Source organism: Streptomyces sp. NPDC059679 (assembly GCF_042734105.1).
Taxonomy (GTDB): Bacteria; Actinomycetota; Actinomycetes; order Streptomycetales; family Streptomycetaceae; genus Streptomyces.
In genome coordinates, this window is the sequence record NZ_JBHWES010000082.1 from 25,524 (window position 1) to 49,719 (window position 24,196).

A 24,196-nucleotide genomic window follows, 5' to 3' on the forward strand; every position below is an offset into this window, starting at 1 on the left:
TCCCCATTCGGGACGAAGAGGTCGTGGGTTCAAATCCCGCCGCCTGGACAGTAAAGGACCAGGTCGGGGGCCTGATCCAGTGAGTGGATCAGGCCCCTGAGCGGTTCCTGGAGATCGTTTGGGGGAAGCCTGGGAGAAGATGCCGCTGCACCAGCAGTTCCGCCTCCTTCGCTGTCCCGCGTCGCAGGAGGCTCAATGATGAAGTCAAGCCGTTGGCGCGACCGGCGGGGCGGGGGTGAAGAGCCGATTGTCGCGCAGGAGAGCCCGCAGGACGCCGGCCCGGCGGCAGGCCAGGGCAATGACGGCCTGGACGTGCTTGAGTCCTTCGCCGCGCTTCTTGAGGTAGAAGTCCCGGTTCGGCCCCTCGCGCATCATGCTGGTTTGCGCCGACAAGTAGAAGACCCTGCGGAGGCGGCGGCTGTAGCGCTTGGGACGGTGCAGGTTGCCGGTCCGGCGCCCGGAGTCACGGGGCACGGGCACCAGCCCGGCTGCCGAGGCAAGGTGGCCAGCGTCTGCGTAGGCCGCGAGGTCACCCGCGGCAACGATGAACTCGGCCCCGAGTATTGGCCCCATGCCGGGCAGGGACTCGATGATCTCTGCCTGCGGATGGCTGCGGAATGCCTCGCCGAGCTGCTTGTCGATCCGCTTCAAACGGTCGTCCAGGGCCAGGAGTTGCGTCGCCAGGTCAGCCACGATCTGGGCGGCGACATCCTCGCCCGGCAGCGCGGTCTGCTGGGCTTGGGCGGCTTCCAGTGCCGTGGCCGCGACCACGTCGGTATTGCGCACGCCACGGCCTGCCAGCCAGGCCGTCAGCCGGGCCCGGCCGCGGCGGCGTATCGCGGCCGGGGTCCGGCAGCCGGTCAGCAGCACCAGCGCACCCTTGCGGGCCGAGTAGTCGAAGGCCCTCTCCAGCGCGGGGAAGACGCCGGTCAGTACGTCGCGGAGCCGGTTGATCATCCGCACCCGGTCGGCGACCAGGTCGGACCGGTGGGCGGTCAGCAGGGAAAGGTCCGCAGCCAACTGGGCGGGCACGTCGATGGTGGCGAAGTCCCGGCGGTGACGCGCGGTCTCCGCGATGACGTAGGCGTCGCGGGCGTCGGTCTTCGCCTCGCCCCGGTAGGCGCTGGACATGCGGTTGACGGTCCGGCCGGGGACGTAGACGGCCTGCTGGCCATGGGCCGCGAGAAGGGCCGGCAGCAGTGCCGAAGACGTCCCGGAGATGTCCACCGCCCAGTGGACCTCGTCTGCCAGATCCAGGATCTCGCCGAGGGCGGTCAGGATCGCCGTCTCGTCGTTGTAGATCTTCTTCGACCACAGTGTTGCGCCGACCTCGTCGACCACCGCAGCCCAGTGATGCCCCTTGCCTGCGTCGGTCCCAGCCCAGACCTGGGCTTGGCGCTTACTCACTCGCCCCTCCTCGCTCCGTACGGCGTGCCGTACGGAGCGAGGAACACCCCGCTGTCCGCTCCGTAATCAGCGACCGCACACAGCGCGCACATCTCAATCAGCAGCCAGGGCACCCCGGAGAACCGGACGGCCACTCCTGCGGAGCCACAACTGGCAAGCACTGATCAGCCACATCCGCCCCTCCCGGGCCACCCAACAACTTACGGAGCACCGATGGAACAGTGAGCAGCTTCCGGGTCACCTTGTACAACAAGGACACGATCACGGAGGACATGATCCCAACGGACTGACCGCATCCAGCTCACCTGCGGCGATGACTTTTCGAGCGGCACAGGACTCTGTCGCCCGATTCAGCCGACCTGGCGAGACCGGTGGACCGCTGGCGGAGAAAGCGGAGGTGGCGCTGATCGAATCGGACCTCACCACGAATCGGGCGACAGAGTCGCACAGGGATCCCTCTCAAACGCAAGCGCACCGCCGTCCTTACCGACCGGCAGCCGGTCATGGCCACTGCACGGCGCAATGAGCTGATTCATCGGGTCCTCGCCGGGAAGTGCGAGATAAGCGAAGAGCGCACCGGACTCCAAGTCCACCACGTCCGCAAACTCGCCGATCTCAACAAGCCAGGATGGCCGGAACGGCCGTCGTGGGTGCGGCTGATGGCCATGCGGAAACGCAAGACCCTCGTGGTCTGCGAACGCTGCCACCAGAACATCCACGCGGGACGGAGTACAGCACTTGCCCGGAATTGACTACCGGAGAGCCGGGTGCGGGGAAATCTCGCCTGCCCGGTTCGGGAAGAGGCCGTCGGAAAGGACCCGAGCCACGGGCACCTCGTCGGCGGCCTACTTCACTCGGAGGGGGGCCGTGCGGAAAAGGGCCTTCACATGGCAGGCACCTCGTCGCGCGGCTTACCCAACCAACAAGATCAAGGAGTGGCGGGGCCTGGCCACCCGCTACGACAAGACCGCCACCAGCTACCTCGCCGGACTCCAGCTACGCGGTGCCGTGATCTGGATCCGCAACCTCCGACCAACGTGATCCGAGTACAGGGCTATCAGGCTCGGACGTGTCTCCTATCGCTGCCATAGCCATACGATGCCAGCACTGCCCGCGAAGTGCCCGGAATGTGGACCGCCCTGGCAGATTGCCCTGTGGGTTGAGACCGGAGTTCGTGCCGTTTGCCCCGGTGATGGGGGAGTGCCCCTGCGTTCCGCGTCGCGGATGACATCGAGGCCGTGTGTCTCCACCTGGAGTTGCCGGCCCACGGGGGTGTTCCTGGGAGCGTCCGCCATCGTCGACCTGCCTGTCCAGATGCGTCCGGGTGACGCTAAGTCCCATGACGGAGGACCGTCAAGACCACCTGCCTTTCATCGGTGGTGCCCACTTTTGTGTTATCGCCCGCTCCGTATCACGTCTCCCCTACATAGGCACTGTCCCCACAAGAACCCGAGGAACGACGCAGTGACACTTCAGATCAGCCGACGCACCATGCTCAAGGCCGCGGGAGCGGCGACCGGCGCGGTCGGTATCGGCACGGGCGTGGCCGCTTCCCCCGCGACGGCGGCGCGCACATCCTTCGCGCACCCAGGGATGCTCCACACTCGGGCCGATCTCGAGCGCATGGCCGCCAAGGTGAAGGCGGGCGCCGCCCCCTACACGGCGGGTTTCGCCAGGCTCACCGCCAACCGTCACTCGCAGAGCACATGGCGGCCCAACCCGCTGGCGACCCCGGCCCGGGGAGGGAGCGGCGTCCAGAACTACGGGGCTCTCTACCACGACGTCCACGCCGCCTACCAGAACGCGCTGTGCTGGAAGATCACCGGCGACACCGCACACGCCGACACCGCACGGGACATCTGCAACGCCTGGTCGGGGAAGCTGAAGGGCATCGCCGGAGGCTCCGAAGTCGTGCTCATGGCGGGCATCCAGGGGTACCAGTTCGCCAACGTCGGCGAGCTCATGCGCGGCTACCCAGGCTTCGACCTGGCCCGTTTCCAGGACATGCTGGTCAACCACTTCTATCCGATGAACCGTTCCTTCATGCACCGCAAGACCAATTGCATCGGCCACTACTGGGCGAACTGGGACCTGTGCTCGATGGCCTCGATCATGGCCATCGGGATCCTCTGCGACGACCGGGCCAAGTTCAACGAGACGGTCGACTACTTCTACCACGGCGCAGGCAACGGTGCGCTGGACAAGGCGATCCCCTACGTCTACGACAACGACCTGGCCCAGTGGCAGGAGAGCGGGCGCGACCAGGGCCACAGCCTGTTGGGCATCGGCCTGATGGGCACCATCTGCGAGATGGCCTGGAACCAGGGCGTCGACCTCTACGGCGCGGAGGACTCCAAGTTCCGCAAGGCGTGCGAGTACGTCGCCCGGTACAACCTCGGCTACGAGGTGCCCTACACCACTTACACCTGGACAAACGGCGTGCACTGCTTGAACACGGAGGAGACCGTCATCTCCGAAGGCGGCCGTGGCGGTAGGCGCCCGGTCTGGGCGCGGGTCTACAACCACTACGCCAACAGGCGCGGCATGGCCATGCCGAACACCCGCGAGATGGTGGCCCGCAGCGGGCCCGAGGGAGGCGGCGGCGACTACGGCCCGAACAGCGGCGGATTCGACGAACTCGGCTTCGGCACACTGGCGTACACCCGGGACAAGGCCACCGCGGCCGAGGCGGCGGCCTCACCGTCCCCGTCGAAGTCGGCGGCCGCCAAGTCCGGTACCTCCGGAACATCCGGTTCATCCAAGTCCTCGGCCGGGCAGTCCTCCGGGGACGTCGGCGCCCAGGGCGGAAAGAGCGACAAGGACCTGGCCGCCACCGGTGCCTCGGACCTCGCTCTGTGGACGGCCGCGACCGGCGTCACCGCGGTCGCCGGCGGCCTCCTGATGCTCCGCCGCCGCGGCCAGGCCCGCCGCGACGCGGAGTGACACCCGCGGTGACGCAAAAATCCGGTGACTGACCACAGTCGGGCTCCCTGCACGCGCCGTGCGCTGCCGCGAGATCCGGTGCCCAGTAGGGACGGAAGAGAGAACCGGTGTAGCTGTCAAAATCTTTGACGGGATGTGGGCGGGGCTGTCGGGGTGGGCCCGGCACTCCGCCGATCCTGTGGGGCCCGAATAATCGTTGCTCCTGGTCAAGCGGCATACCTGTACTCGTTGATCAGGCCGCCGAGGATGCGGGTGCGCAGGGCTTGGCGGCTGGTCGGCCCAAGGGCTGGGGGTGGCTGTTCGTGGGCTTGGGGAGGTAGTTGGCGTCGGGCCCGGTGAGGGCGGTGCGTGTTGTAGTGCCTCTGGTATTCGGCCAGGACCTGGCGGGCGTGAGCTTCGCCGAGTATGAGTATGTGGTCGAGGACTTCTCGGCGGACGGTGCCGATCACTCGTTCGCAGTGGGCGTTGGCTTTGGGCGCGCGGACTGGTGACTTGATGATTTCGATGTCCTCGGCCTGGAATACGGCGTCGAAGGCGTCGGTGTACTTGCTGTCGCGGTCTCGGATGAGGAAGCGTAGTGAGTCCGTGCGCGTGCCCAGGTTGATGGCGAGGTTGCGGGGTCGTTGGGTCGCCCAGGCTGCGGTCGGGTGTGCGGTGATACCGGCGATGTGCAGGCGCCGGGTGTGGTGTTCGAGGAAGACCAGGGCGAACAGACGTTGCAGGCCGATGGTGTCGATATGGAGGAAATCACAGGCGATCACGCCGGTAGCCTGTGCTGAGAGGAACTCGCGCCAGGTTGGGCCACTGCGGCGCGGTGCGGGATCGATCCCCGCAGTGTGGAGGATCTGCCAGACGGTCGAGGCGGCGATCGGGTGTCCGAGCCGGGCCAGTTCGCCCTGGATCCGGCGGTGGCCCCATCGGCTGTTCTCGCGAGCCGGGCGCAGCACGAGTTTCTTGACGGCGGTCTGTGTGGGCGGCCGTCCGGGACCGCGGCGTCGTCGGGAGTAGTCCCATCGGCGGGCGACGAGTTTGCGGTGCCAGGCCAGCAGCGTGCTGGGGGTGATGGGGAAGACCTTGTCCCAGTGGCGGCGAGGGATCAGGGAGGACAGGGACGCGAACCACAGGCGGTCCGCGGGTTCGTACCGTACTCGACCGTGTACTTGGCGTCGTAGCACGGCGTTTTCGTGACGCAGGACGAGAAGCTCAGCCTCCTTCGAGGTGTCCCGCCGTACAAGCACTGCCGGGACGGAGAGAAGACGCCGAGTCACCTGGTACAGAAGCGACACGATCATCCACACATGGTTGCAGCTTCTGTATGCCGGGGCAGGGCGTTTGACCAGCAGCGATGAATAACCGAGCCCCACAGGGTGAAGCTCGGCGCGATCAACTCCAACACCTTCCAGGACGACGACTACAAGCTCGGCAGTGTCTGCCACCCGGACGCGGCGGCTCGCCGCAAGGCTGTCGATCATCTGCTGGAGTGCGTCGACATCATGGACGCCACTGGTTCGCAGGACCTGGAGCTGTGGTTCGCGGACGGCATCAACTACCCCGGCCAGGACGACATACGAACCCTGCGCTTGCCGAGAACCTCATCCGCCCAGGTCATGCGGCATGTCGGTATTCGTGGAGGATGCCGCCGAGGCGCTCGCGTCTTCGTATGTTGAGGCTGGCGATCTGGTCTGGATCGGTGATCGGCGCGGGTAACGGGTGCAGCGGCCGGGCGTTGGCGATGCCCTGATGTGGCCGATGAGCGTTGTAGAACTGCTCGAACTCCCGCAGTGCATGAAGCAGGTGCCGGTGGTTCCAGATCAAGGTTCGGTCCAGTAGTTCGCACCGGCAGGTCTGCACCCACCGCTCCATGACCGAGTTCATTCTCGGCATCCTGACACCGCTGAGGACGACCTCGATCCCCGCATCTGTAAGGACGGCATCAAACAGGGCGGGGAACTTCCCGTCCCGGTCCCGGATCAGAAACCGCACCCGGCAGCCCGCGTCCTCAAGGTCCATGACCAGGTTCTTGGCGGCCTGCGTCGCCCATGAGGCGGCCGGGTGCGCGGTCGCCCCCAGGATCCGGATGCGTCGGCTGGCGTGCTCGATCACCGCCAACGCGTGCAGTCGGGCCCCGGAGAGGGTGACTGTTTCCAGGAAGTCGCAGGCCAGCAGGGCATCGGCCTGGGAATGCAAGAAGTCGGCCCAGGTACTGCAGACCCGCTCGGGGCCGGGTCGATCCCAGCTTCCTTCAAGATCTGCCAGACGGTGGACGCGGCGACCTTCACGCCCAGGACGAGAAGTTCACCGTGCACCCTCCGGTAGCCCCAACCGGGATTCCGCCTCGGCCGACGACGGCAGCGACACCTTCCGCATCGTCCACCGCGCAGTGGCGGCTGAACGACTGGCGTGCCACTGCCCGCCCAGACCGTGCTGCTGTCCGCGGAGGGCATGCCTGTCGGCAAGACCGCATCGGTGACGTTCACCAGCCCGGACCCGGGGTCCGCGGCGTGCTCCACAACGTCAACTGGGCCCAGCGTCAGACCAAATGCTGCCTGATGTGGCACTTGGTTCGAGTCGGCGGCTCGCGTGGAAAGACGCCGCACTGTTCCCCATGGGGGTTCACTCCTCCTGTCGCCCGGTCACTGCCGGGCGTGCGGGTTGGCGAGCAGGTTGCATGGGTCGGCGGCGCGGTTGATCGCGGACTCGACGGCGGCGATGCGGTCGGCGAGGAGGCCGAGGGCGGCCACAGCCCGGGTGAGTTGGTCGTCTTCGGGGCCGCCCAGGGACTGTCGGCGGACGTAGGCGGACTTCACCTCGGCCCAGCGTGCGGCCCGTTCGGTGGTCAGCATGGTGCGCAGTTCGGCCAGTTTCAGCAGGTTGGCTTCGGCTCCGCTCGTCAGGGTCTGGGCCTCGGCGGTGTAGTGGTCCTCGATCAGTGCCGCCAGTTCGGCGTTGTTCATGACGGGCTGGATGCGCTGGGCGATTTTGTTCATGTCGCGGTACGAGCCCTGGAGCTGGAAGGGCGGCTCCGCGCGGGTGGCGTCGCTTTGTGTGGCGGAGGCGATGTACGCGGCGTTCACGGCGAGTACCGTGGCGCGGGCGGTGAGCAGGTGGCGGAGAACGGCGAGAATCCGCTCCAACTCGGCGGTGGAGTAGGGGTGGGTGAGTCGGTCGGCGCGGGCTGTGGAGTCGCCCTCGGCGAGGCGGACCAGGAGGCCGAGGTCGGCGCGGTCGCGGCCGGCGAGCGGGGCGAGGGCCGGGTTCGCGGTGAGGGCATTCTCGATGAAGCTGAGCGCGAAGGCGTCCCGCTTGCCGGTGAGGACATCGCCCAGGTTCCACACGTCGGCGCGGTTGGCGAGCATGTCGGGGACGCGGAAGCGACTGCCGGACTCGGTGTAGGGATTGCCGGCCATGCAGACGGCGAAGCGTTTGCCACGCAGGTCGTAGACGTGCGGTTCGCCGTCCCGAACGCCGTCGATGCGGCGGGTCGCGTCGCACAGCGGGATGAACTTCTGCAGGAGCTCGGGCGAGGTGTGCTGGATGTCGTCGAGGTGGAGGAGGGTGTTGTTGCCCGCCTCCAGCGCAAAGTTGATCTTCTCGACCTCCTGGCGGGCCGTGGCGTTCGGGGCTTCGGCCGGGTCGAGGGAGGTCACCGCGTGGCCGAGAGCGGGCCCGCTGACCTTGACCAGCATCAGGCCCAGGCGGTCGGCGACGTATTCCATGAGGGTCGTCTTGCCGTAGCCGGGCGGGGAGATGAGCAGGAGCAGGCCGCCGGTGTCGGTGCGTTTCGACTCACCGATGCTGCCGAGCTGTTTGGCGAGGTTGTCGCCGATGAGCGGGAGGTACACCTCGTCGATGAGCCGGCTGCGTACGAACGCGGACATGACCTGCGGCCGGTATCCGTCCAAGCGGAGTCGGGTGCGCTCGGCGGCCACCAAGGCGGTGCGGCGGCGCTGGTAGGCGCGGTACCCCGGTACGCCGTGGGCGTGGAACGCACGGGTGCGGGCGAGGAATTCGTCGATGCGGAGCGTGAGCGTACGGCCGGTGATCCGGGGGTGCGCGCCGAGCAGACCTTCGGCGGTCTCGGTCAGGGGTGCGTCGGACTCGTAGCGGGGGAGATCCGGGCAGAGCTCGGCTGCCGTCGCCTCGGCCAGGTCACCGGGGGGAATGTCGGTGCCGGTGGACGCGGTGTACGAGGAGAGCCATGCCTCGACCAGCTGTCTGCGGGCGGCCAGGTCGCCGAGGGCGGCGAGGTCCTCGTCGTACGCCGACGTGCCCGTGGCCCGGCGGAACTTGTCGAGCAGCGTCCGGGCACCCGCGCTGATGATGAATCCGTCGGGGCCGGTGGTCAGCTCCTCGAAGAGGTACCGGGCGGCGGCTCCAGCGGTCTCTCCGGTGATCGCTTCCGCCAGCTCCTGCCGCAAGTCGGCGATCGCGGGGGTGGGCCCGAAGGTGTCCCGGGCGCGGGCGAGGGACACCGCTCGCCGCTGCCAGTCCTGCCGGGCCCCGGGCGTCGTTTCGTGCGCCCAGAACAGCTGGGCGGCGGCGCGGGCCCCGGGTTCGTGACGCAGCAGTCCCGCTCCCTCGTGCAGGCGCAGCAGCGCCGCGAGGATCTTGGTGGCGTCGTGGTCGTGGACGCCGCGCTCGTAGCCCTCGTCGTAGGCGGCCTCCGCCGCGCGCCGTACGAGCGTGGCGAGGTCGGCCCCCACGAGGGCCGCCGGGCCGCGTTCCTCCAGCAGGCGGGCGGCGAGGTGTTCGGCACGGTAGACCTCAGGCGACTCGGAGGGGAGCGGCCGGTCCCAGTAAGGGCGGGTGGCGGCGAAGTCCGGGTCGGTGACCGGGCGGCGGTAGTCGGTGCCGGTCAGGGCGAAGGCGACGCCGTCGCCGTGCGGAACCAGGGTGAGGTCGAGGGGTTGGGTGTTGACAGCGAATCGGTGGGCGCCGAGGCGTAGGGTGCGGCCGCCGTCGGCGTAGAGGTCGGTACGGTCGCGCAGGGCGCGGGTGGCCTCCTGGCGGGCGGCCTTGAGGCGGCCGTCGAGTTCCTCTGCCCTCACCTGGTCGCCGAGTTCGCGCAGCTCGTCGGCGATGCGCCGGATCTTGGCGGGCATCGGGTCGGAGGCGAAGTACGTGGCGACGGCGTCCGCGTCGGCGAGGGTGGCGGCGCGGCGGGTGACGGTGCGCAGGATGCGAGCGGCCGACTCGGCCAGGCGTTCGGCGCGGCGGGCGCGGGCGTCGGCGAGGGTCTGCTTGCGGGCGGAGAATGCCTCGTGGATCTCGTCGCGCTTGTCCGCGAGCTCGCCGAGGAAGTCGTCGAACTCGGAGAACCGGGACTCCAGGTTCTCCACCTGCGCGAGCATACGGGCGAGTTGTTCGTCGCACGCCTCGGGGCTGTCGGCTGCGGCAAGCGCGCCGGCGACAGCCTGGCCGAGCAGTGCGAACCCGGCGGCGAACCCGGCACGCCCCTCGCGGTCGAGGAGTCCACGGCGACGTCCCTCGAGGGTGGCGCGCGCGGTTGACGCCGCCGAGTACTTCGGCGATCCGCTCCAGGACGGAGGTGCGGACGGTGGCATCGGCGATGTCGAGTCCGTCGACGACCTCGGTCACCGTGCGCAGCCGGCCGGTGAGTTCGTCGAGCCGTGCCGCGACCGGGGCGGACTCGGCGACGGTGGCGATCGCCTCCGCGTCCGCGACGAGCCGCTCGACCTCCGTGTGGTAGTCGGCGAAGGCGTCCTCGCGGGCCAGGTGCGCGACTGCCCGCTGCCCGAACGAGACCAGATCGGCCTCGAGCGACTCGGCGAGCTCGTCGATGCGGGCGGTGTCCGCGTAGCGCATGTCCTTGAGCGTGATCACATGTCCTTGGACGTGGCGCAGTTCGGCCAGCCCGTCGACCCACGCCGAAGCCTCGCGGGGCGCCTCCCCCCGCAGTCTGCGCACGACCCCGGCGATCCGCACGGCGGCCTCGCCGAGCGCGTCGGCGGCCTGACGGCTCAGCGCCTGGACGCTCTCGAATTCGATCAGTACCTGCTCGGCGGTGGCCCGTACCTGCACCAACGGGGCGTGCAGCTCCCCCAGTTCCGGCTGGCCGAGCCAGTGGTGGGAGTCCGCCGCCCGGACGCAGGCGGCGGCCAGCGCCTCGTACATCTCGCCCGTGGGGGTGGTCTCGGCGACGGCGCGGGCGATGGACAGGCAGTCGGAAATGCCGCGGACGAGGTCGGCGTTGCCGACGCGGGCGAGCGGGCCGGTGCCGACCGGCTGGGCGGCGGCGTGTGTGTCGGAGACGTACGGGGAGTTCCACAGCTGGAGCGAGTGGACGCGCTGTGGCTCGGCGGTGTCGGCGCGCAGCACCATGAGGGTGCCGTCGTCGAAGAGGGCCCAGCCGTGGCACGTCAGCGGGGTGGCGACCTCCTTGCAGATCACGTTGTACGGCAGCAGAAGGCTGTGGCCTGCCCCGTGGGCGTGGAAGGCGAACAGCACGTCCTCGCCGTTGGGCGAGCGCACCGCGCACTCGAATTCCAGGGCTGTCGTGTCCCAAGAGGGGGCGATGTTGTCGAAGGTTCTGTGCGCGCCCGCGGCCAGGCAGTAGCCGCCGGGGAAGACGACGCCTTGGTCCTCGGGCAGGCGACGGCAGGCCTGACCGATGCCGTCGAGGCGGAGCACGGCCCTGGTGAGGGTGTTGAAGACCAGGTAGCGGTGGGAGTCCTCCTTGTAGGGGCGGATCCGCAGCAGGATCAGGGCGCCCACGCGCGCGTACGCGATGTGCGCGTCGGCGAGCGACTGCAGCGGCTCGTCGACCGGCTCGGCGTAGATGCCCTCGGCCGTCTCGGCGTCGTCCTCGGCCTTGAGGGTGAGAGCGCCGCCGACCGTCGTGACGAAGATCTCGCCGTCGACGGAGACGTGCGGGTGACGGCCGAGGACGTGGTTCTCGCGCGTCGTATCCGTCCACGCGAAGTCGTGGGAGGGCGGGAAGACGTGGTCACGGTCGCCGCGGGCGTCGAGGAAGGTCGCCTGCCCGGCGTCGGTCAGCGCCCAGCGCAGCACGCGGATGTCCTCGGCCTTCTCCCCGGTCCGGAAGACGGCCAGCAGCTTGTTTTCGAGGCGGCGGAGTTGGAGGAGCCGGGCCTGGCGGTAGTAGCGGTGGAGAGCGGCGAACTCCCGGATGAACGCGGGGTCGTCGAGCAAGCCCGGCACGGCGTCGTCGGGCAGCCGGTTCAGGTCGCGGTCGTACAGCGCCAGGACGTCGCCCACGGATGTCTGCGAGGTCGTGCCGGTGACGACGCTGTAGCCGAAGAGCAGCGCGGCGCCGACGGAGACGGTGTCGCGGGGTACGCAGGTGTGCTCGGTACGCAGCCGCTCGGTGCCGACGAGCTCCAGCCGCGTGGAGCCGAACTCCGCGGCCCTGCGTGCGTTGAGCGCCTCGGCGCGACGGGCGAGCTCGGCGGCCTGCGCGGTGAGCCGGCCGCGCAGCACCTCATACGCGCCCGTGTCCAGGCCGGTGGTCATGGGATCCCTTTCAGGAAGTCGGAGAGGGCCGAAGAGGCGCGCCGCTGCCCGAGAGGGAGCGCGCGGTCGACCGTTGACAGGGGACTGGGGCGCCCCGGAGGAGGACCCCTCAGCTACCGCTGGGAGGTTTCCCGGCCAGCGGTAGCTGAGGGCGGACCGAGCCTTCTGTCCCAAGCTGCCGTCCCCTGTGCGGCAGCTTTGGACCGTCGGCCGGTCAGACCTTGGCCCCGCCGTTCAGGGCGGCCAGCGAGGCGTCGGCAAGGCCCAGTTCGCCTGCCCTGTTGAGCAGCTGCCGCAGCGCACCGGAGTCGGCGCCGCTAGCCTTCATCAGCTTCATCAACATCGCGGACACGGTCAGGTTCTGCACGTCGGCCGTCGAGACCGATCCGAGCACACGGCTGAGGTCGTCCGTGAAGCTCGACGTACCCTCCAGCCAGGGCTTCGCCAGCGCCTGTGCCGTCTCCGAGTGCTGGACGAAGCCGTCGACGCCCTTGCCGAACGCGATCGAGGACACCAGCCGGTCGAGGAAGACCGATTCGCCGCCGACGATGCTGATATCGGCGTTCTCCAGCCCGGTGGCGAGCACCGTGGCCTGCGCCTCGGCAACCTGCCGCTGCACGTCGAGGCCGGCCAGCCGCACGTCCTTCTCGGCCTCCAGCCGCAGCCGGTACTCCTCGTGGCCGCGAGAGGCGTCGTCCAGGGCAGCCATCGCAGCTGCCTTCTCCGTGAGGCCGGCCGCCTCGGCCTTCAGCTTTCCGCTGATGCCCTCCGCCTCGGCCAGCGCCTTGGCCCGCGCGCCCTCGGCTTCGGCGCGGAGCCGGGCCGCGGTGCCCTCCGCCTCGGCGCGCATCCGCGCCTCGGTGGCCCCGGCGTCGGCCCGCCCGGCCTTCTCGATGACCTCGGCCTCCTTGTCGCGGACCTGGACGGCTGCGAGCCCCTCGGCCGCGCATTCGGCCTGGATGGCCTCGGCCAGACGAAGCTTCGCCTGTGCGTCGAGGTCGGCGCTCTTCAACCGCGCCTCGGCCAGGGTGAGTTCCTCGGCGGCACGGTGGACGGCGGCCTGCTCGGCGGCCTCGGCGGCCTTGATGCCCTTGACCAGGTTCTCCTGCGCCTCGGCCTCGGCGGCGATGATCACGGCCTGGCGCTGCCGCTCCGCCTCCTCGACGGCGCGCAGCTTCTTGATGGACTCCTCCTGCTCGGCGACCGTGCGGTCCACGGCGACCCGCTCGCGGATGACCTCGGCGATCTCCCGCTTCTCCGCCTCGACCTCCTTCTCGGCGGCGATCCGCGTCAGCTGCGTCTCCCGGTCCCGAGCGATGACTTCGAGCAGCCGGTCCTTCTCGATGCGCTCGTTCTCGATGGAGATGACCCGCTCGCGGTTCTTCGCGGCCACGGCGACCTCGCGGGCCTGGTTCTCGCGCTGCACACCGAGTTGTTCCTCCGTCTTGAGGAACGCGCCCTGCGCCCGCAGCCGCTCCTCCTCCATCACCCGCGCCGTCTCGGCTTCCTCACGGGCCCGTACGGTCTCGATTTCCCGCTTCTGCTTGATCTCCGCGTCGGCCTGGCGCCGCTCCAGCTCCAGGATGGCCTCCCGGGCGTCGACGTTCTGCCGGGTGATCTCCTTCTCTTCCGTGCGCTGGGCCTCGTTGGTGCGCACGTGCTCCAGCGCCGTCAGTTCGGTGATCTTGCGGATGCCCTGGGCGTCCAGCACGTTGGCCGGGTCGAGCTGAGTCAGCGGTGTCTGCTCCAGGTAGTCGATCGCCGCGTCCTCCAGGTGGTATCCGTTGAGGTCGATGCCGATGACCTCGATGATCCGGTACCGCAGTTCGTCGCGCTTGGTGTACAGCTCGGTGAAGTCGAGCTGCTTGCCGACAGTCTTCAGCGCCTCGGAGAACTTCGCGTGGAACAGCTCCTGCAGCGTCTTCTGGTCGCTCGCCCGTGCGGTGCCGACGGACTGGGCGACCTTGATGACGTCCTCCGCGGTCTTGTTGACCTTCACGAAGAACGAGATCCGGATGTCCGCGCGGATGTTGTCCTGGCAGATGAGCCCGTCCCGGCCGGAGCGTGTGATCTCGATCGTCTTCACCGAGATGTCCATCACCTCGGCCTTGTGCAGCACGGGCAGTACGACCTGCCCGGTGAAGGTCACGTCGACCTTGCGCAACTTGGAGACGATCAGAGCTTTGCCTTGCTCGACCTTGCGGAACAGCCGGGAGACGGCCAACAGCGCGACGGCGGCGATGAGCAGGAGGGCGGCGACGAGCACTCCGATGCCCACGGTCATGGCATTCATACGAAATCCTTGAAGTCTGCGAAGGGTTGACGCCCAAGCGGCGAGGGCGGGAGGGCCGCTCGGCCCGGCCGTGGACGGGTGTGTCAGACGTGGGCGCCCTGCCCGGTTCGACCGCGGGCGGGCGGCTGGTCAGCCTCGGGCGCGGCGACTGCCGGGATCGAACGGCGTACCATCAGCCGCATCCCGTCGGGGCGGGCCGGGCTCGTGGGCGAAGATCCTGGCAAGAGGAGCCGCAAGGGCATGTGCCACGGCCCCGGCGACGCAGGCGGAAAGCGCGAGCAGCGCGACGCGTGCCCAGGCGTCGCCGAGCCCCGTCAGGCCCGTCGGCTCCATCAGGACCATCCCGGTGAAGGTGACGAGCCAAGCGCTCACGATCACGATGGAGACGGTGACAGCGACGGGCAGCCCGTGGAGCGCCTTGGCCAACGATGGCGCGTCGGCGTCAAACCCGCGCACGTCGGCTCGGCCCAGCAGGACCAGCAGCCAGAAGCCAAGAGCGACCACCAGGGCGGAAGTGAGGGTGACGGTGGGGAAGTGTGTGACAGCCTCCACGACCTGCCCCATGTCCTCACCCCCGAGCCTTGCCACCGCGGCCCCGGTGCCCGTGACTGTTGTCAGAACACGGCGTCGGGACAGCTCCCCTGTTTCTGCCGACACCATCTTGAACTGGCCATGCTCCGTATCGCATTGCCGTGTTCCGGCAATCTTGACGACTCCTTGATGCCGGACAGCCACGGAGGCAGGCTGTGGCGGCTCGCGTGCGAAAGGCCCGGGAACCGGCAACCAAACCGCGTTATAACTGCCCGACAATCCCACTGACCGAGCGCCCGTCGGACGCTCACCCTTGGTGTATGGCCCGCTTTCAGCACACAGTGACACTCGCCCCTGTGCCGCGCCAATGGTTCGAGTCGTGCGTCGTCATGCTCCATGACCTCACGGAAAGCATCGAAGTCGATGGGACGCGGCTGCGGCTGCCCGACGGACGTCCGGTACCGGAACTGTTCCTGATCGCAGGGCGTCACCTGCGGCGAGGTGCTCGTTACCACCCGGAGAGCGAGAAGACCGGCGAGCCGGACCTCGACCACACGCTCACGGTCCTGGCCTGGGACCGGCGGCGGGAGACCGCCCTGGAAGTCGTCTCACTCGTTGACGATCCCGACCATCCTGTCCAGATGGCCTGCACCCTCAGGCTCACCAGCGCCGAGCGACCGCGACAGGTAAGGCTCTCGGTGACGTTTCGGGCAGGCGGAGGAAGATGGGGGAAGTACACCAGTGGCAGCGGGGGCCTGCAGCTCGACCTCGACAGGTGGTGGCCGTCGACGGCAGGCCTCGGCCGCTCCACGGCCACGCCCCTGACCGGCACTCTCCACCACATACTCAGCCGCACCACGGTAACGGTCGTACCGCGTCCGGCTGGGGATGGACGCTGGCGCGTCACGGTCAAGGCCCGTGTCCGAGGGCGTTCTTTCGCCCGCGTGCTGCTCCCGGTCGCCATGGCCTTCGCCGGATCGCGGGCGCGCAAGGCCTTCTGTGATGTGTTGGACGACGCCGCGGAGCACTGGAACGCACAAGTAGCGGGACTGGTGGACAAGGACATGGAGCAACTGCGTCTGGAGCTCGTCGGGTCGCTGTTCGAGCCTCATGGGAAACGCGAGGAAGAGGGGAGCGGGCCGAAGCGGGGAAGCAGGTAACGCTCACACCGTGAGTGGGTGGGCCCGCCGTGCCGGACCACTGCTCGCGCGGAGTTGGCCACACACCGCGGAACCGGGCAGCATGCGGCGTCGGGGCGCCGGGTTCGAGCCGTCTCAACCGGGAGGAACGGCCGGCGAGGAAGGGGCCTTCGAAGCCGGGGCGGACGGGTGAGCGGGCGCTGTGGGCAGGTCGTCGGGAGCGTCCTCTGACTGCTGCAGGGTGGCGTCCCCCTGCCTGCCATACCCGTTGCCCGAGCCAGTGGGTAGGCGGGAAGCCGGCCCCAGGATCACGACGATCGCGGCAACCGTTCCGAGCACGCGACCGACGCGCCGGCGTCTGGCCCGGCTGTCCATGTCACGCCACGCCGGGCCGGTCCGGGCGTCGTCCGGCTGCCAGAGCTCGCCGACGGCCTCGATCTCCTCCTGCCGGTCCTCGTCTCGCCGGTGCTGTCCCGGCTCTGCTTGCTCGCCCGCAACGCCCGTATCCAGTCGATGAGGGCCCGCCAGGGCTGCCCGTTCCCGTGCGGACGGTTCTCTGGGCGCGAAGTCCCGGATGGCGCGCTCACTGTCCTCGAGGAGCTTCTGCCACACCTCGTCCGGGATGGCCGGTATGCCGTCTCGATCTCCCGGGGCTCTGGAGCCGCCCGGGTCTTGAATGCTCAATGTCCCCCCTGTTCACAACCTGTGACAACAGTAGAAGGCGGAGTGCACAACCCGCGTCTACCAGGTGCCGAATGTACGCCCTGGGTCCGTGTCGCGCCGAGTGCGCTGGACCATCCAGGCAGGCCGTGGGCACACGCAAGGATTCGGCATCTACGACACCGATCGCTACCCCAGTTCCTGCCAGGAGCGGCGTGACAGTAATGTCCGGGGCATTGTCATACCCGGGCAGCCTTGGTGCGCTGCTGATGCCAGGCTCTCTCATCGGCTCTGGATCTGCGAGTCTTGTCCGGCGTGCGTCAGGAACACGCCGGCAGGGTGTCAACAGGAGGACAGGTGACAGGGCGGGAGATCCCCGACGAGTATCTGGAGGGGTACCCCCAGATACTGGCCGAGGTATGCGCGACGGGCCGTCGTCTCACGCGGGACGAACTGGAGTCCCTGCGGGCGCGAGGGGAGCGTGCCGCCGAGGCCGGCCTTGGTTTGCGGAGTCTTGTCCGCCGGCATCTTTCCATGACCCGTGAGAGCTGGCCCACCCTGTCGGCCACGGAAGGCGACCGCGTGCTCGCCGCCGTCGAGCAGGCGATCGACGCCTTCGCCGAAGGGCACGAGTGGGCGCAGAGGCTCGCCGTACGGAAGGAGGAAGCCGCGCGCCGGGAGTTCATTGACGACCTGCTGTACGGCCGCAGCGACCTGGGCCGCTTGGCCGAACGTGCCGAACGTTTCGGGCTGCTCCTCTCCCGCGCCCACGCGGTCGCTGTAGCCCAAGGCGGCAAAGCGGTCGAGGACACCCATCCGGCCACCCGGCAGGTGGAGAGCGCCTTGGTCGGCCGGTTCGGCCAGCGGCGCATCCTGCTCACTACGAAGGACGGGCGGCTGATCTGCATCGCGCCCGGTGACCAGGACGATGTGCTGGCGTTCTTCGCCAAGCAGGCGTATGCGGCCACCGACGGCGGCCAGGTCGCCATCGGCCGCCCGCATCCGGGCGCCGGGGGCGTCGTGCACTCCTACGAAGAGGCCCTCAATGCCCTGGACCTGGCCGACCGGCTGGACATTGACGATCCGGTGCTGCGCGCGGCCGACCTCCTCGTCTACCCGGTGCTGACCCGTGACCGGCAGGCGATGGCCGATCTCGTCCACAACACACTCGGTCCGCTCCGGACCGCGCGCGGTGGCGCTCAACCGCTCGTCGACACGCTGACCGCGTACTTCGACTCGGGGTGTGTCGCGGCCGAGGCGGCCCGCCGCCTGAACCTGAGCGTGCGCGCCTTCACCTACCGCCTGGAGCGCATCCACAAGCTCACCGGCGCAGACCCGGCGGACCCTGTCCACCGTTACACCCTGCAGACCGCGGTGATCGGCGCCCGACTCCTCGGCTGGCCGGAAACCGATCTGTGACCGACGGACGACCGGAAGCAACCTATGCGCGCGTGTCGTCCCGCGCGCCGCCCGTCGAGCCGCCGTATGAGCGGCCAGAGCAGGCCCGCCAGTACCGTCCATGCCACCACGACCCCGATCGGGTTGGTGAACTCGCCGCCAACGCCTGCGAGGATCGCGCACAGCGCGGCTCCGACGGCAAGCTTGCCGCGCGTGACCAGGGAGCCGGGCAGCCCGTGTACGGCATGGCGCGGCGCGCCCAGTACCTCGACGCCGCCCGTGTGGGCGACGAACAGACCGACGCTCAGAAACGCCAGCGCGAGGGCCGTGACGAAGACCGGCTCGCCCGCCGGGGTGTCATCCGTCTCCTGGCGCACGCCGTCCTTGCTGAACGCGATGGCGTAGTCGCGCCACATCGTCACCGTCACCCGGTCTCCGGCGCGGAGCCGCCTGAGCAACGGGTCCGCGGCGCCCATGTCCACTTCGGCGGGCACCGGCCGCGGACCGGTCAGTTTGAGCGTGTACTCCGATGTCTTGCCCTCATCCCGGATCACGGTGTCCCGTACCGTCGCCGCCGTCGTACGCAGACAGTCCTCGCCCGACGACCTCGCCGGGCAGGGGCCCGCGGCGCGGGGCGATCCCGAACGAGAAGCCACTGTGGCGCATGTCAGCGACCCCGCAGACGGCAGGCACCGGCGAATAAGGTCATCGCCGCCAGCAGCCCCACACCCAAGGCCAGGGGTGTTGGCATTGAGTGAGTCCAGGCACGGCCGGAGCTGATCAACCACGGCGAACGCGGTCGCGGAGTCCATGATCGTGGCGACGGCGCCCGTGCCCAGGCGGCCGCGTCGGTTCCAGAACCACTGGGTGAGAAGACACACGACGGGAAACCCGAGCGGAAGTGTCGGCAGGCCCAGCAGGAGGGTGAAGTCAGACTCCAGACCACAGATCCCCCAACACCCCACCAGGACCAGCATGGTTTCGCGCCGACCCAGTAGAGGCGCTTGCTTCACCACACGCACCTCTCACATACCGCGGGTATTGCCCCACACTGACCCTCGGCTTCGGGATGCCGGACCTCAGCAGGCTCGGACCACGCCCGTCCGCCGGATCACGGCAAGCGGGTCTCGCTGTCAGCGGAAGCGGGCCGCCACCGGTTGATGACGTCCCGCCAGACGCGCGTAAACCCTCTCGCCAGATGGGTGCATAACGGACCAAGGCGAGGAAAGGGAACCGACGTCGCGCACAAGGAGGGAATGGACGAGGTCACGCCCGAGGCCCTGGCGCTGCCAGGTATCGAGGACCCAGATCTCCAGGATCCGTCCTGTGCGGCATTCACGGCAGACGCGGAAACGCAGCCGTCCGATGACGGTGTTTCGGCGATCGAGCAGCACTATCTCGGTGGTGGTCTGCGCGTCCGAAGAGTCCGTTCCCACTCGTTCCGGCACAGCTCGATCGCCTCTCAGAATCGACATCGTTCCAGAGCCGGAGCGACACTCTCGGGCCACGACCCGCCCCGCCGTCGAGCAGGCTGGTGGCGACGGCGGTGACGACGAGGCCGTACTTGGTGAACTGGTGGTGATGGGGGCCGTGGTGGCGGCGTACGGGGTGTCGTCGACGACGCCGGACAGGACGACGGAGGCGCCCAGAAGGATCGTGGAGCCGCCGAGTTCGTTCTCGTCGATCACGTCGGCAAGGGGCTGGGAGTACTCCCCGATTGCGCCGGTCTCGATTAGGCCGCCGATCGTGATGAAGAGACTGGCGAAGAACGCCAGGTCGGCCGTCGCTGACGCGATCCCGCTGTCCGGCGTGATGTGCGCCACCGAGCACCACCACGAGCGCCATGGCGTGCGCCTCCGATCGGGAGAGAGATTTGTCCCTTGTTCGCCGACCAGGCTTCCCGGCACACCGAGCGGGAACCTTCATCGAGTTCGACAACGACTACGCCCTGGTGAAGACCCTCGCGCCAGGTGTCGTACGGGGCATTCCGCTCGGTGAGAGCAGGCTGCGCAGCAGATACGGCGTCACGGTCGTGGGCATCAAGCCCATGGGCGAGGACTTCACCTACGCGACGGCCGAGACTGTGGTCGAGAAGGGCGACGTCATCATCGTCACCGGAAAGACCGCCGCTGTGGAGGCATTCGCCGAGCTGAGCTGAGGCAACCCGGCACCCGTGGGCGTGGCTCGTCATCCGGCCGTCTCTCCGCAACGCGAACGCTGAGTGTGGCGGCGGTGGCAAAGGGTTGTGGTGCTGTGCCCCCTGGGCCACTCAAGGCTGCGGCAGATAGAATGCAAAGAACGCGTCAAGAAGCGCGGGGTGTGCCGGGAAGTCTGGTCGGCGTCGAAGGGGCCGTGAGCCCGTGACTCGATGCCCCGGAGGTTCCCGGATGCGTGCTGCCGCGCGTGAGCGTTCTGTCTTCCTCGGCCTGCTGCCCTGGCCGGAGCGTGTGCAGGTGGCTCGGGCCCTGCGCACGGAGACGGTCGGCGGGCTGGTGCTGCTGGCGGCAGCCGTTGTGGCGCTGGTGTGGGCGAACACTCCGTTCAGCGGATCGTACGAGCACATACGCGACGTCCACTTCGGGATCCCCGCGCTCGGCCTGGACCTGTCGGTCGAGCACTGGACCGCTGACGGGCTGCTGACCGTCTTCTTCCTGGTCGCCGGGATCGAGCTCAAACGCGAGCTGGTGGTAGGTGAGCTGCGGACCCCGGCCACCGCGGCCCTGCCCGTGGTCGCCGCCGTGTGCGGCATGGCCGTCCCTGCCGCCCTGTACCTGGCCACCACCTCGCTCGGCGGAGGCAGCCAGCAGGGCTGGGCGGTACCGATGGCCACCGACATCGCCTTCGCGCTCGCCGTCCTCGCGGTGCTTTCCACCCATCTGCCCGCCGCCCTGAGGGCCTTCCTGCTCACCCTGGCCGTGGTCGACGACCTGGGCGCGATGCTGGTCATCGCCATCTTCTTCACCGCCGACCTGAACCCGGCCGCGCTCGCCGGGGCACTGGCCGGTCTCGTCGTCTTCTCCCTGCTCCAGCGGCGCCGGGTGCGCGGCTGGTGGTGGTATGTGCCGCTCGGGGTGGTGATCTGGGCGCTGATGTACAACGGCGGCGTGCACGCCACGGTGGCCGGCGTGGCGATGGGCCTGATCCTGCGCACCACCCGCGATTCGGGTGAGCAGGCGTCACCAGGGGAGCGGGCCGAGCATCTGCTGCGGCCGGTTTCGGCCAGTGTGGCGGTGCCGCTTTTCGCCCTGTTCGCCGCCGGGGTCAGCGTTTCGGGCGCGGCGCTGGGCGAGGTGTTCACCCGCCCGGAGCCGCTGGGGGTGGTGCTCGGTCTGGTGGTCGGCAAGACGGTGGGGATCTTCGCGGGCACCTATCTGGCGGCCCGGTTCACCCGGGCCCGGCTCAACCCGGATCTGGCCTGGGCGGATGTGCTCGCCCTGGCGGTGCTGGCCGGGATCGGCTTCACCGTCGCCCTGCTGATCGGCGAGCTCGCCTTCCCCGACCCGACTGCGGCCGAGCACATCAAGGCCGCCGTCCTGCTCGGCTCGCTGGTCGCCGCCATCGTGGCCGCGCTGCTGATCAAGCGCCGCAACGAGGTCTACCGCCGTCTGTGGGAGGCGGAGAGGCGCGATGAGGACGCCGACGGCGTCCCCGACATTTACCAGCAGACGGCCCCCGGGCGCCGCGGCGCCGCGAGCGAAGGCTGAGAAGGACGTTCATGCACGCACGAGATCTCGCCGAGCCCTACCTCTTCGTGACCTCGGACGACGACGACGCGGCCAACGCCGTCCGGGCGCTGGCCGAGCAGTCGCCGTCGGCCCTGCTGGTCGTCGACCACGACGGGCAGCCGCACGCCACGGTCACCGCCGCCCGCCTCAAGCAGCACTTTGTCCAGGTGGCAGCCTGAAGGCCGCCAGGTCGATCATCCTTTGGTGGGCCGCGGTCACTCTCGCGCTGTGGCTGCTGGGCCATGCCTTGAACCAGCCTGCGGGCGTTGCCCGGTCGGCTGCCTCCGCCGCACTCCTGGTCGCCATGGGGGAAGCCGGTGACTGGCTGCGCCGTCGCCGGCACGCACGCCACGGCACCAACCGGCCCGGACCAGAAGCCAGTAGTTGAACAGGCTGTTCGCCTCGCCCCTCGGCTAGTAGGCCCGTCTCGTCCTCGGCCCTCATGGCGCCGACTCGCGGCGCCTTCTACAAAACGCTCTTTCAGATGGCTTGGCCGGTCACCCGGTTTCCGCGGTTCCTCGCGGCTGGGGGTTTCCGCCGAGGAGTTCGCCCAGGCCTTGGCGGGTGGCGGCCAGCACCACGCGGTCGTGTGGGTGCAGGACGTAGCCGGGGTGAAGGTTCCAGACCAGACCGGGCTCCCGGTCGGTGCCGTCGTACGGGAGGGTGGCCGCGAGGTCGCGCAGCCGGTCCGCGGGGTCTGCCGCGTCCAGGGCGATCACGCGCCAGGCCCCCGGTCTGAACGCCTCGGCGACCGTGCGGTCCTCCAGTTGCGGATGGCCGGCGACCCGGAGGGCGGCGAAGAGCAGCACGGTGCGTTCCACCGGTATGGCACCGAGGATCTGGCGTCCCATCATGGCCCCGGCGAACGCTGGTGCCGCCAGGGTGGAGACGCTGCGGCTGCGGGTCAGGGCGTGCGGATGAGCCGCGCGCAGGGTGCGGTAGACGGCGGTGGCCAACCGGTCGTCGTACAGGCGCAGCGCCACTCGCAGGTCGGCCCTGGCCGAGCGGGCGTTGAGCGTTGCCTCGAGGTTGGTGGTGTCGGAGCTCGTCAGGGCGAGCAGGGCGTGGGCTTGTTCGATCTTGGCGGCTTCCAGGACCCCTTCCTCGGTGACGTCGCCGATGACGGTGGGCACTCCGAGTCGGCGGGCGAGCGGGATGCCGCGGGCTTCGGGGTTCTCCTCCACGCACACCACGGGGATGTCCAGTTCACGGAGTCTGGCGAGCACGCGGGTGCCGACCTTGCCGAGGCCGAGCAGGACGATATGACCGGAGAGTCCGCGCGGAGGCCGGCGCAGCGTGGTCGCGGTGCGGAAGGTGCCCAGGGCCTCGAGTGCGGCGGCCACCAGGACGGGCAGCAGGAGTAATCCGGTGAGGCCGGAGAGAAGTTGCAGTACCTGCCGTGCGGTCGGCTCGCCGATCGCGGGGTCGCCGATGGCCAGCAGATCCAGCAGTGAGAGATAGGCCGCGTGGAGTGGGTGTGCGCCGGTGATCTGCCAGGAGGCGATCGCCAGAGCGAGTACCGCGGCCATGACTGAGGCGGCGGCCCAGCGCAGGCGGCGGGAGAACAGCGAGGCGAGGGGCACGGTGCGACGGCCGAACCTTCGCGGTGGCAGGGGTGTGCCGGTGTAGGAGACGGCTTCCAGCACCACCGTGCCGCGCCCGGTGGCGGCGGCCACGTCCGCGTCGTCGGGCAGCAGGTGTGGCCCCTCGTCCCCGTTGCTGTCCGAGCCCTCGCTGCCGCCGGGGTCGCTGGTGGTCGACGAGAGCAGCGCGAGGGTGCAGATTCCGGGGTGGGCGACCTGGTCGTGGCCGGGCGGTGTGCGCTCGGCCGCGCGCAGCAGCAGCCCGTCGGCCTGCACCACCTTCCGCGTGCCGGCGACGGCGGTGGCCGCCAGCGCGGGGGCCACTGTGTCGGCGTCCGACAGCACGGTCGTGGCGGCGTCCAGCTCCGCCGGATCCATGTCGAGGCCGGCGACCGCCGCGGCCTGATCGAGGAGTTCCTCCAGATGCTGGCCCAGTTTGCGGTTGTAGAGCCGGATCACCAGCCGCAGTCGGGGGTTGAGCCGGCGGGCGCGCAGGGCGGCATGGATGTTGGTCTCGTCGTCGTCATGGACCAGAGCGAGTGCCGCGGCCCGCGCCACCCCGGCCCCGGTCAGCACGTCATCGGTCAGTCCAGGCACCTCCATGACCCGGACACCCGCCTCTGCAGGACCGCCCGCTTCCCCCTGCCGGGGTACGGGCGCCCGCCCGATCGCCGCGGTCACCCGGCCGAGGAGCGCCGACGCACGCCTTGGTCCCGCGGCCTGCGTCCGGGCCGGTTCCCACGCCGGGGCCGTGACCGGAACGAGGACCGTCACCCGCGCGCGGTAGACCTCCTGTAGTTCGGCCGCCAAACGGTGGGCCAGTGCGTCGTCACCACAGACGATCATGTGTGGAGCGGCGGGATCGGTGGGTGGGGACTGCGGTGGCGAAGGCATGGCGTGTCAAAGCCCCCGTCGTGCATTCGGTGGATTCGCTGTCAGGTCAGGGCGAAGTACCGCAGCCACAGGTATCCGGCGGCGATGGTGACCGTCACCGCGGTGACGGCCAGGCCGTACTTGGTGAAC

The 24,196-nt window shown here is 69.3% G+C and carries 15 protein-coding genes and 3 pseudogenes; 9 read left to right on the forward strand and 9 right to left on the reverse strand.

Features of this window, described 5'->3' with window-relative positions; translation table 11 throughout:
• Nucleotides 1-204: 204 nt before the first annotated feature.
• A complete protein-coding gene (locus tag ACFV2X_RS48240; protein WP_385628939.1) occupies nt 205-1,407 on the reverse strand; it encodes an IS110 family transposase in 1,203 nt (400 codons plus the stop codon).
• Nucleotides 1,408-1,910: 503 nt separating this feature from the next.
• On the opposite strand from ACFV2X_RS48240, the gene ACFV2X_RS48245 reads away from it, so the two are divergent.
• The 3 genes from ACFV2X_RS48245 (at nt 1,911) to ACFV2X_RS48255 (ending at nt 4,350) form a co-directional block, all read left to right on the forward strand.
• Nucleotides 1,911-2,159, forward strand: coding sequence for a hypothetical protein (locus ACFV2X_RS48245; RefSeq protein ID WP_385628942.1), 249 nt, complete (start codon nt 1,911-1,913; stop codon nt 2,157-2,159).
• Nucleotides 2,160-2,274: 115 nt separating this feature from the next.
• Nucleotides 2,275-2,448, forward strand: coding sequence for a hypothetical protein (locus tag ACFV2X_RS48250; RefSeq protein ID WP_385628945.1), 174 nt, complete (start codon nt 2,275-2,277; stop codon nt 2,446-2,448).
• Between the two features lie 423 nt (nt 2,449-2,871).
• Entirely contained in the window at nt 2,872-4,350 is a 1,479-nt protein-coding gene (locus ACFV2X_RS48255; protein WP_385628948.1) for an alginate lyase family protein, read from the forward strand.
• A gap of 206 nt (nt 4,351-4,556) precedes the next feature.
• Here ACFV2X_RS48255 and ACFV2X_RS48260 read toward each other — a convergent pair whose 3' ends face one another.
• Nucleotides 4,557-5,642 carry an integrase core domain-containing protein gene (locus ACFV2X_RS48260; RefSeq protein ID WP_385628951.1) on the reverse strand — a complete coding sequence of 362 codons (1,086 nt, stop codon included), beginning with the start codon at nt 5,640-5,642 and terminating at the stop codon, nt 4,557-4,559.
• A gap of 75 nt (nt 5,643-5,717) precedes the next feature.
• Here ACFV2X_RS48260 and ACFV2X_RS48265 point away from each other — a divergent pair.
• Nucleotides 5,718-5,924, forward strand: a pseudogene (locus ACFV2X_RS48265) (rhamnose isomerase); the annotation flags it as partial.
• Nucleotides 5,925-5,955: 31 nt separating this feature from the next.
• On the opposite strand, the pseudogene ACFV2X_RS48270 reads toward ACFV2X_RS48265, so the two are convergent.
• The 4 genes and pseudogenes from ACFV2X_RS48270 to ACFV2X_RS48285 form a co-directional block, all read right to left on the reverse strand.
• A pseudogene (locus ACFV2X_RS48270) lies at nt 5,956-6,689 on the reverse strand (integrase core domain-containing protein); the annotation flags it as partial.
• Nucleotides 6,690-6,983: 294 nt separating this feature from the next.
• Nucleotides 6,984-11,844: pseudogene (locus tag ACFV2X_RS48275) on the reverse strand (DNA repair ATPase).
• Nucleotides 11,845-12,058: 214 nt separating this feature from the next.
• Complete coding sequence (locus ACFV2X_RS48280; protein WP_385628953.1) at nt 12,059-14,137, reverse strand: flotillin family protein; 2,079 nt, start codon at nt 14,135-14,137, stop codon at nt 12,059-12,061.
• A gap of 129 nt (nt 14,138-14,266) precedes the next feature.
• The gene (locus ACFV2X_RS48285; RefSeq protein WP_385628955.1) at nt 14,267-14,872 is read right to left on the reverse strand and encodes a hypothetical protein; all 606 of its coding nucleotides are present in this window, start codon (nt 14,870-14,872) and stop codon (nt 14,267-14,269) included.
• An 11-nt stretch (nt 14,873-14,883) separates the two neighbouring features.
• On the opposite strand from ACFV2X_RS48285, the gene ACFV2X_RS48290 reads away from it, so the two are divergent.
• Together ACFV2X_RS48290 and ACFV2X_RS48295 are read left to right on the forward strand one after the other, a co-directional pair.
• Nucleotides 14,884-15,828 carry a hypothetical protein gene (locus ACFV2X_RS48290; protein WP_385628957.1) on the forward strand — a complete coding sequence of 315 codons (945 nt, stop codon included), beginning with the start codon at nt 14,884-14,886 and terminating at the stop codon, nt 15,826-15,828.
• A gap of 996 nt (nt 15,829-16,824) precedes the next feature.
• Nucleotides 16,825-17,886, forward strand: coding sequence for a PucR family transcriptional regulator (locus ACFV2X_RS48295; protein ID WP_385628960.1), 1,062 nt, complete (start codon nt 16,825-16,827; stop codon nt 17,884-17,886).
• On the opposite strand, the gene ACFV2X_RS48300 is transcribed toward ACFV2X_RS48295, so the two are convergent.
• Nucleotides 17,823-18,521 (reverse strand): hypothetical protein, encoded by a 699-nt coding sequence (locus tag ACFV2X_RS48300; protein ID WP_385628963.1) that lies wholly within the window; start codon nt 18,519-18,521, stop codon nt 17,823-17,825. The genes ACFV2X_RS48295 and ACFV2X_RS48300 overlap by 64 nt on opposite strands.
• Nucleotides 18,522-18,998: 477 nt before the next feature.
• On the reverse strand, nt 18,999-19,688 hold the full coding sequence (locus tag ACFV2X_RS48305) for an SLC13 family permease (RefSeq protein WP_385628966.1): 690 nt from the start codon (nt 19,686-19,688) through the stop codon (nt 18,999-19,001).
• Between the two features lie 50 nt (nt 19,689-19,738).
• On the opposite strand from ACFV2X_RS48305, the gene ACFV2X_RS48310 reads away from it, so the two are divergent.
• The 3 genes from ACFV2X_RS48310 to ACFV2X_RS48320 all read left to right on the forward strand — a co-directional run bounded on the left by ACFV2X_RS48310 (nt 19,739) and on the right by ACFV2X_RS48320 (nt 21,769).
• Nucleotides 19,739-20,023 carry a TrkA C-terminal domain-containing protein gene (locus tag ACFV2X_RS48310; RefSeq protein ID WP_385628969.1) on the forward strand — a complete coding sequence of 95 codons (285 nt, stop codon included), beginning with the start codon at nt 19,739-19,741 and terminating at the stop codon, nt 20,021-20,023.
• A gap of 229 nt (nt 20,024-20,252) precedes the next feature.
• A complete protein-coding gene (nhaA, locus tag ACFV2X_RS48315) occupies nt 20,253-21,569 on the forward strand; it encodes a Na+/H+ antiporter NhaA (protein ID WP_385628972.1) in 1,317 nt (438 codons plus the stop codon).
• Between the two features lie 11 nt (nt 21,570-21,580).
• Nucleotides 21,581-21,769 (forward strand): hypothetical protein, encoded by a 189-nt coding sequence (locus ACFV2X_RS48320; protein WP_385628975.1) that lies wholly within the window; start codon nt 21,581-21,583, stop codon nt 21,767-21,769.
• A gap of 318 nt (nt 21,770-22,087) precedes the next feature.
• Here the strand turns inward: ACFV2X_RS48320 and ACFV2X_RS48325 are convergent, their stop codons facing one another.
• Entirely contained in the window at nt 22,088-24,019 is a 1,932-nt protein-coding gene (locus ACFV2X_RS48325) for a potassium channel family protein (RefSeq protein ID WP_385628978.1), read from the reverse strand.
• Nucleotides 24,020-24,196: the final 177 nt, after the last annotated feature.

Excerpts from the sequence above, each read along its gene's own strand:
- ACFV2X_RS48245 (WP_385628942.1), top strand. The coding sequence starts at position 1,911 with ATGGCCACTGCACGGCGCAATGAGCTGATTCATCGGGTCCTCGCCGGG.
- ACFV2X_RS48260 (WP_385628951.1), bottom strand. The coding sequence starts at position 5,642 with ATGATCGTGTCGCTTCTGTACCAGGTGACTCGGCGTCTTCTCTCCGTC.
- ACFV2X_RS48280 (WP_385628953.1), bottom strand. The coding sequence starts at position 14,137 with ATGAATGCCATGACCGTGGGCATCGGAGTGCTCGTCGCCGCCCTCCTG.
- nhaA (WP_385628972.1), top strand. The coding sequence starts at position 20,253 with ATGCGTGCTGCCGCGCGTGAGCGTTCTGTCTTCCTCGGCCTGCTGCCC.
- ACFV2X_RS48320 (WP_385628975.1), top strand. The coding sequence starts at position 21,581 with ATGCACGCACGAGATCTCGCCGAGCCCTACCTCTTCGTGACCTCGGAC.
- ACFV2X_RS48325 (WP_385628978.1), bottom strand. The coding sequence starts at position 24,019 with ATGATCGTCTGTGGTGACGACGCACTGGCCCACCGTTTGGCGGCCGAA.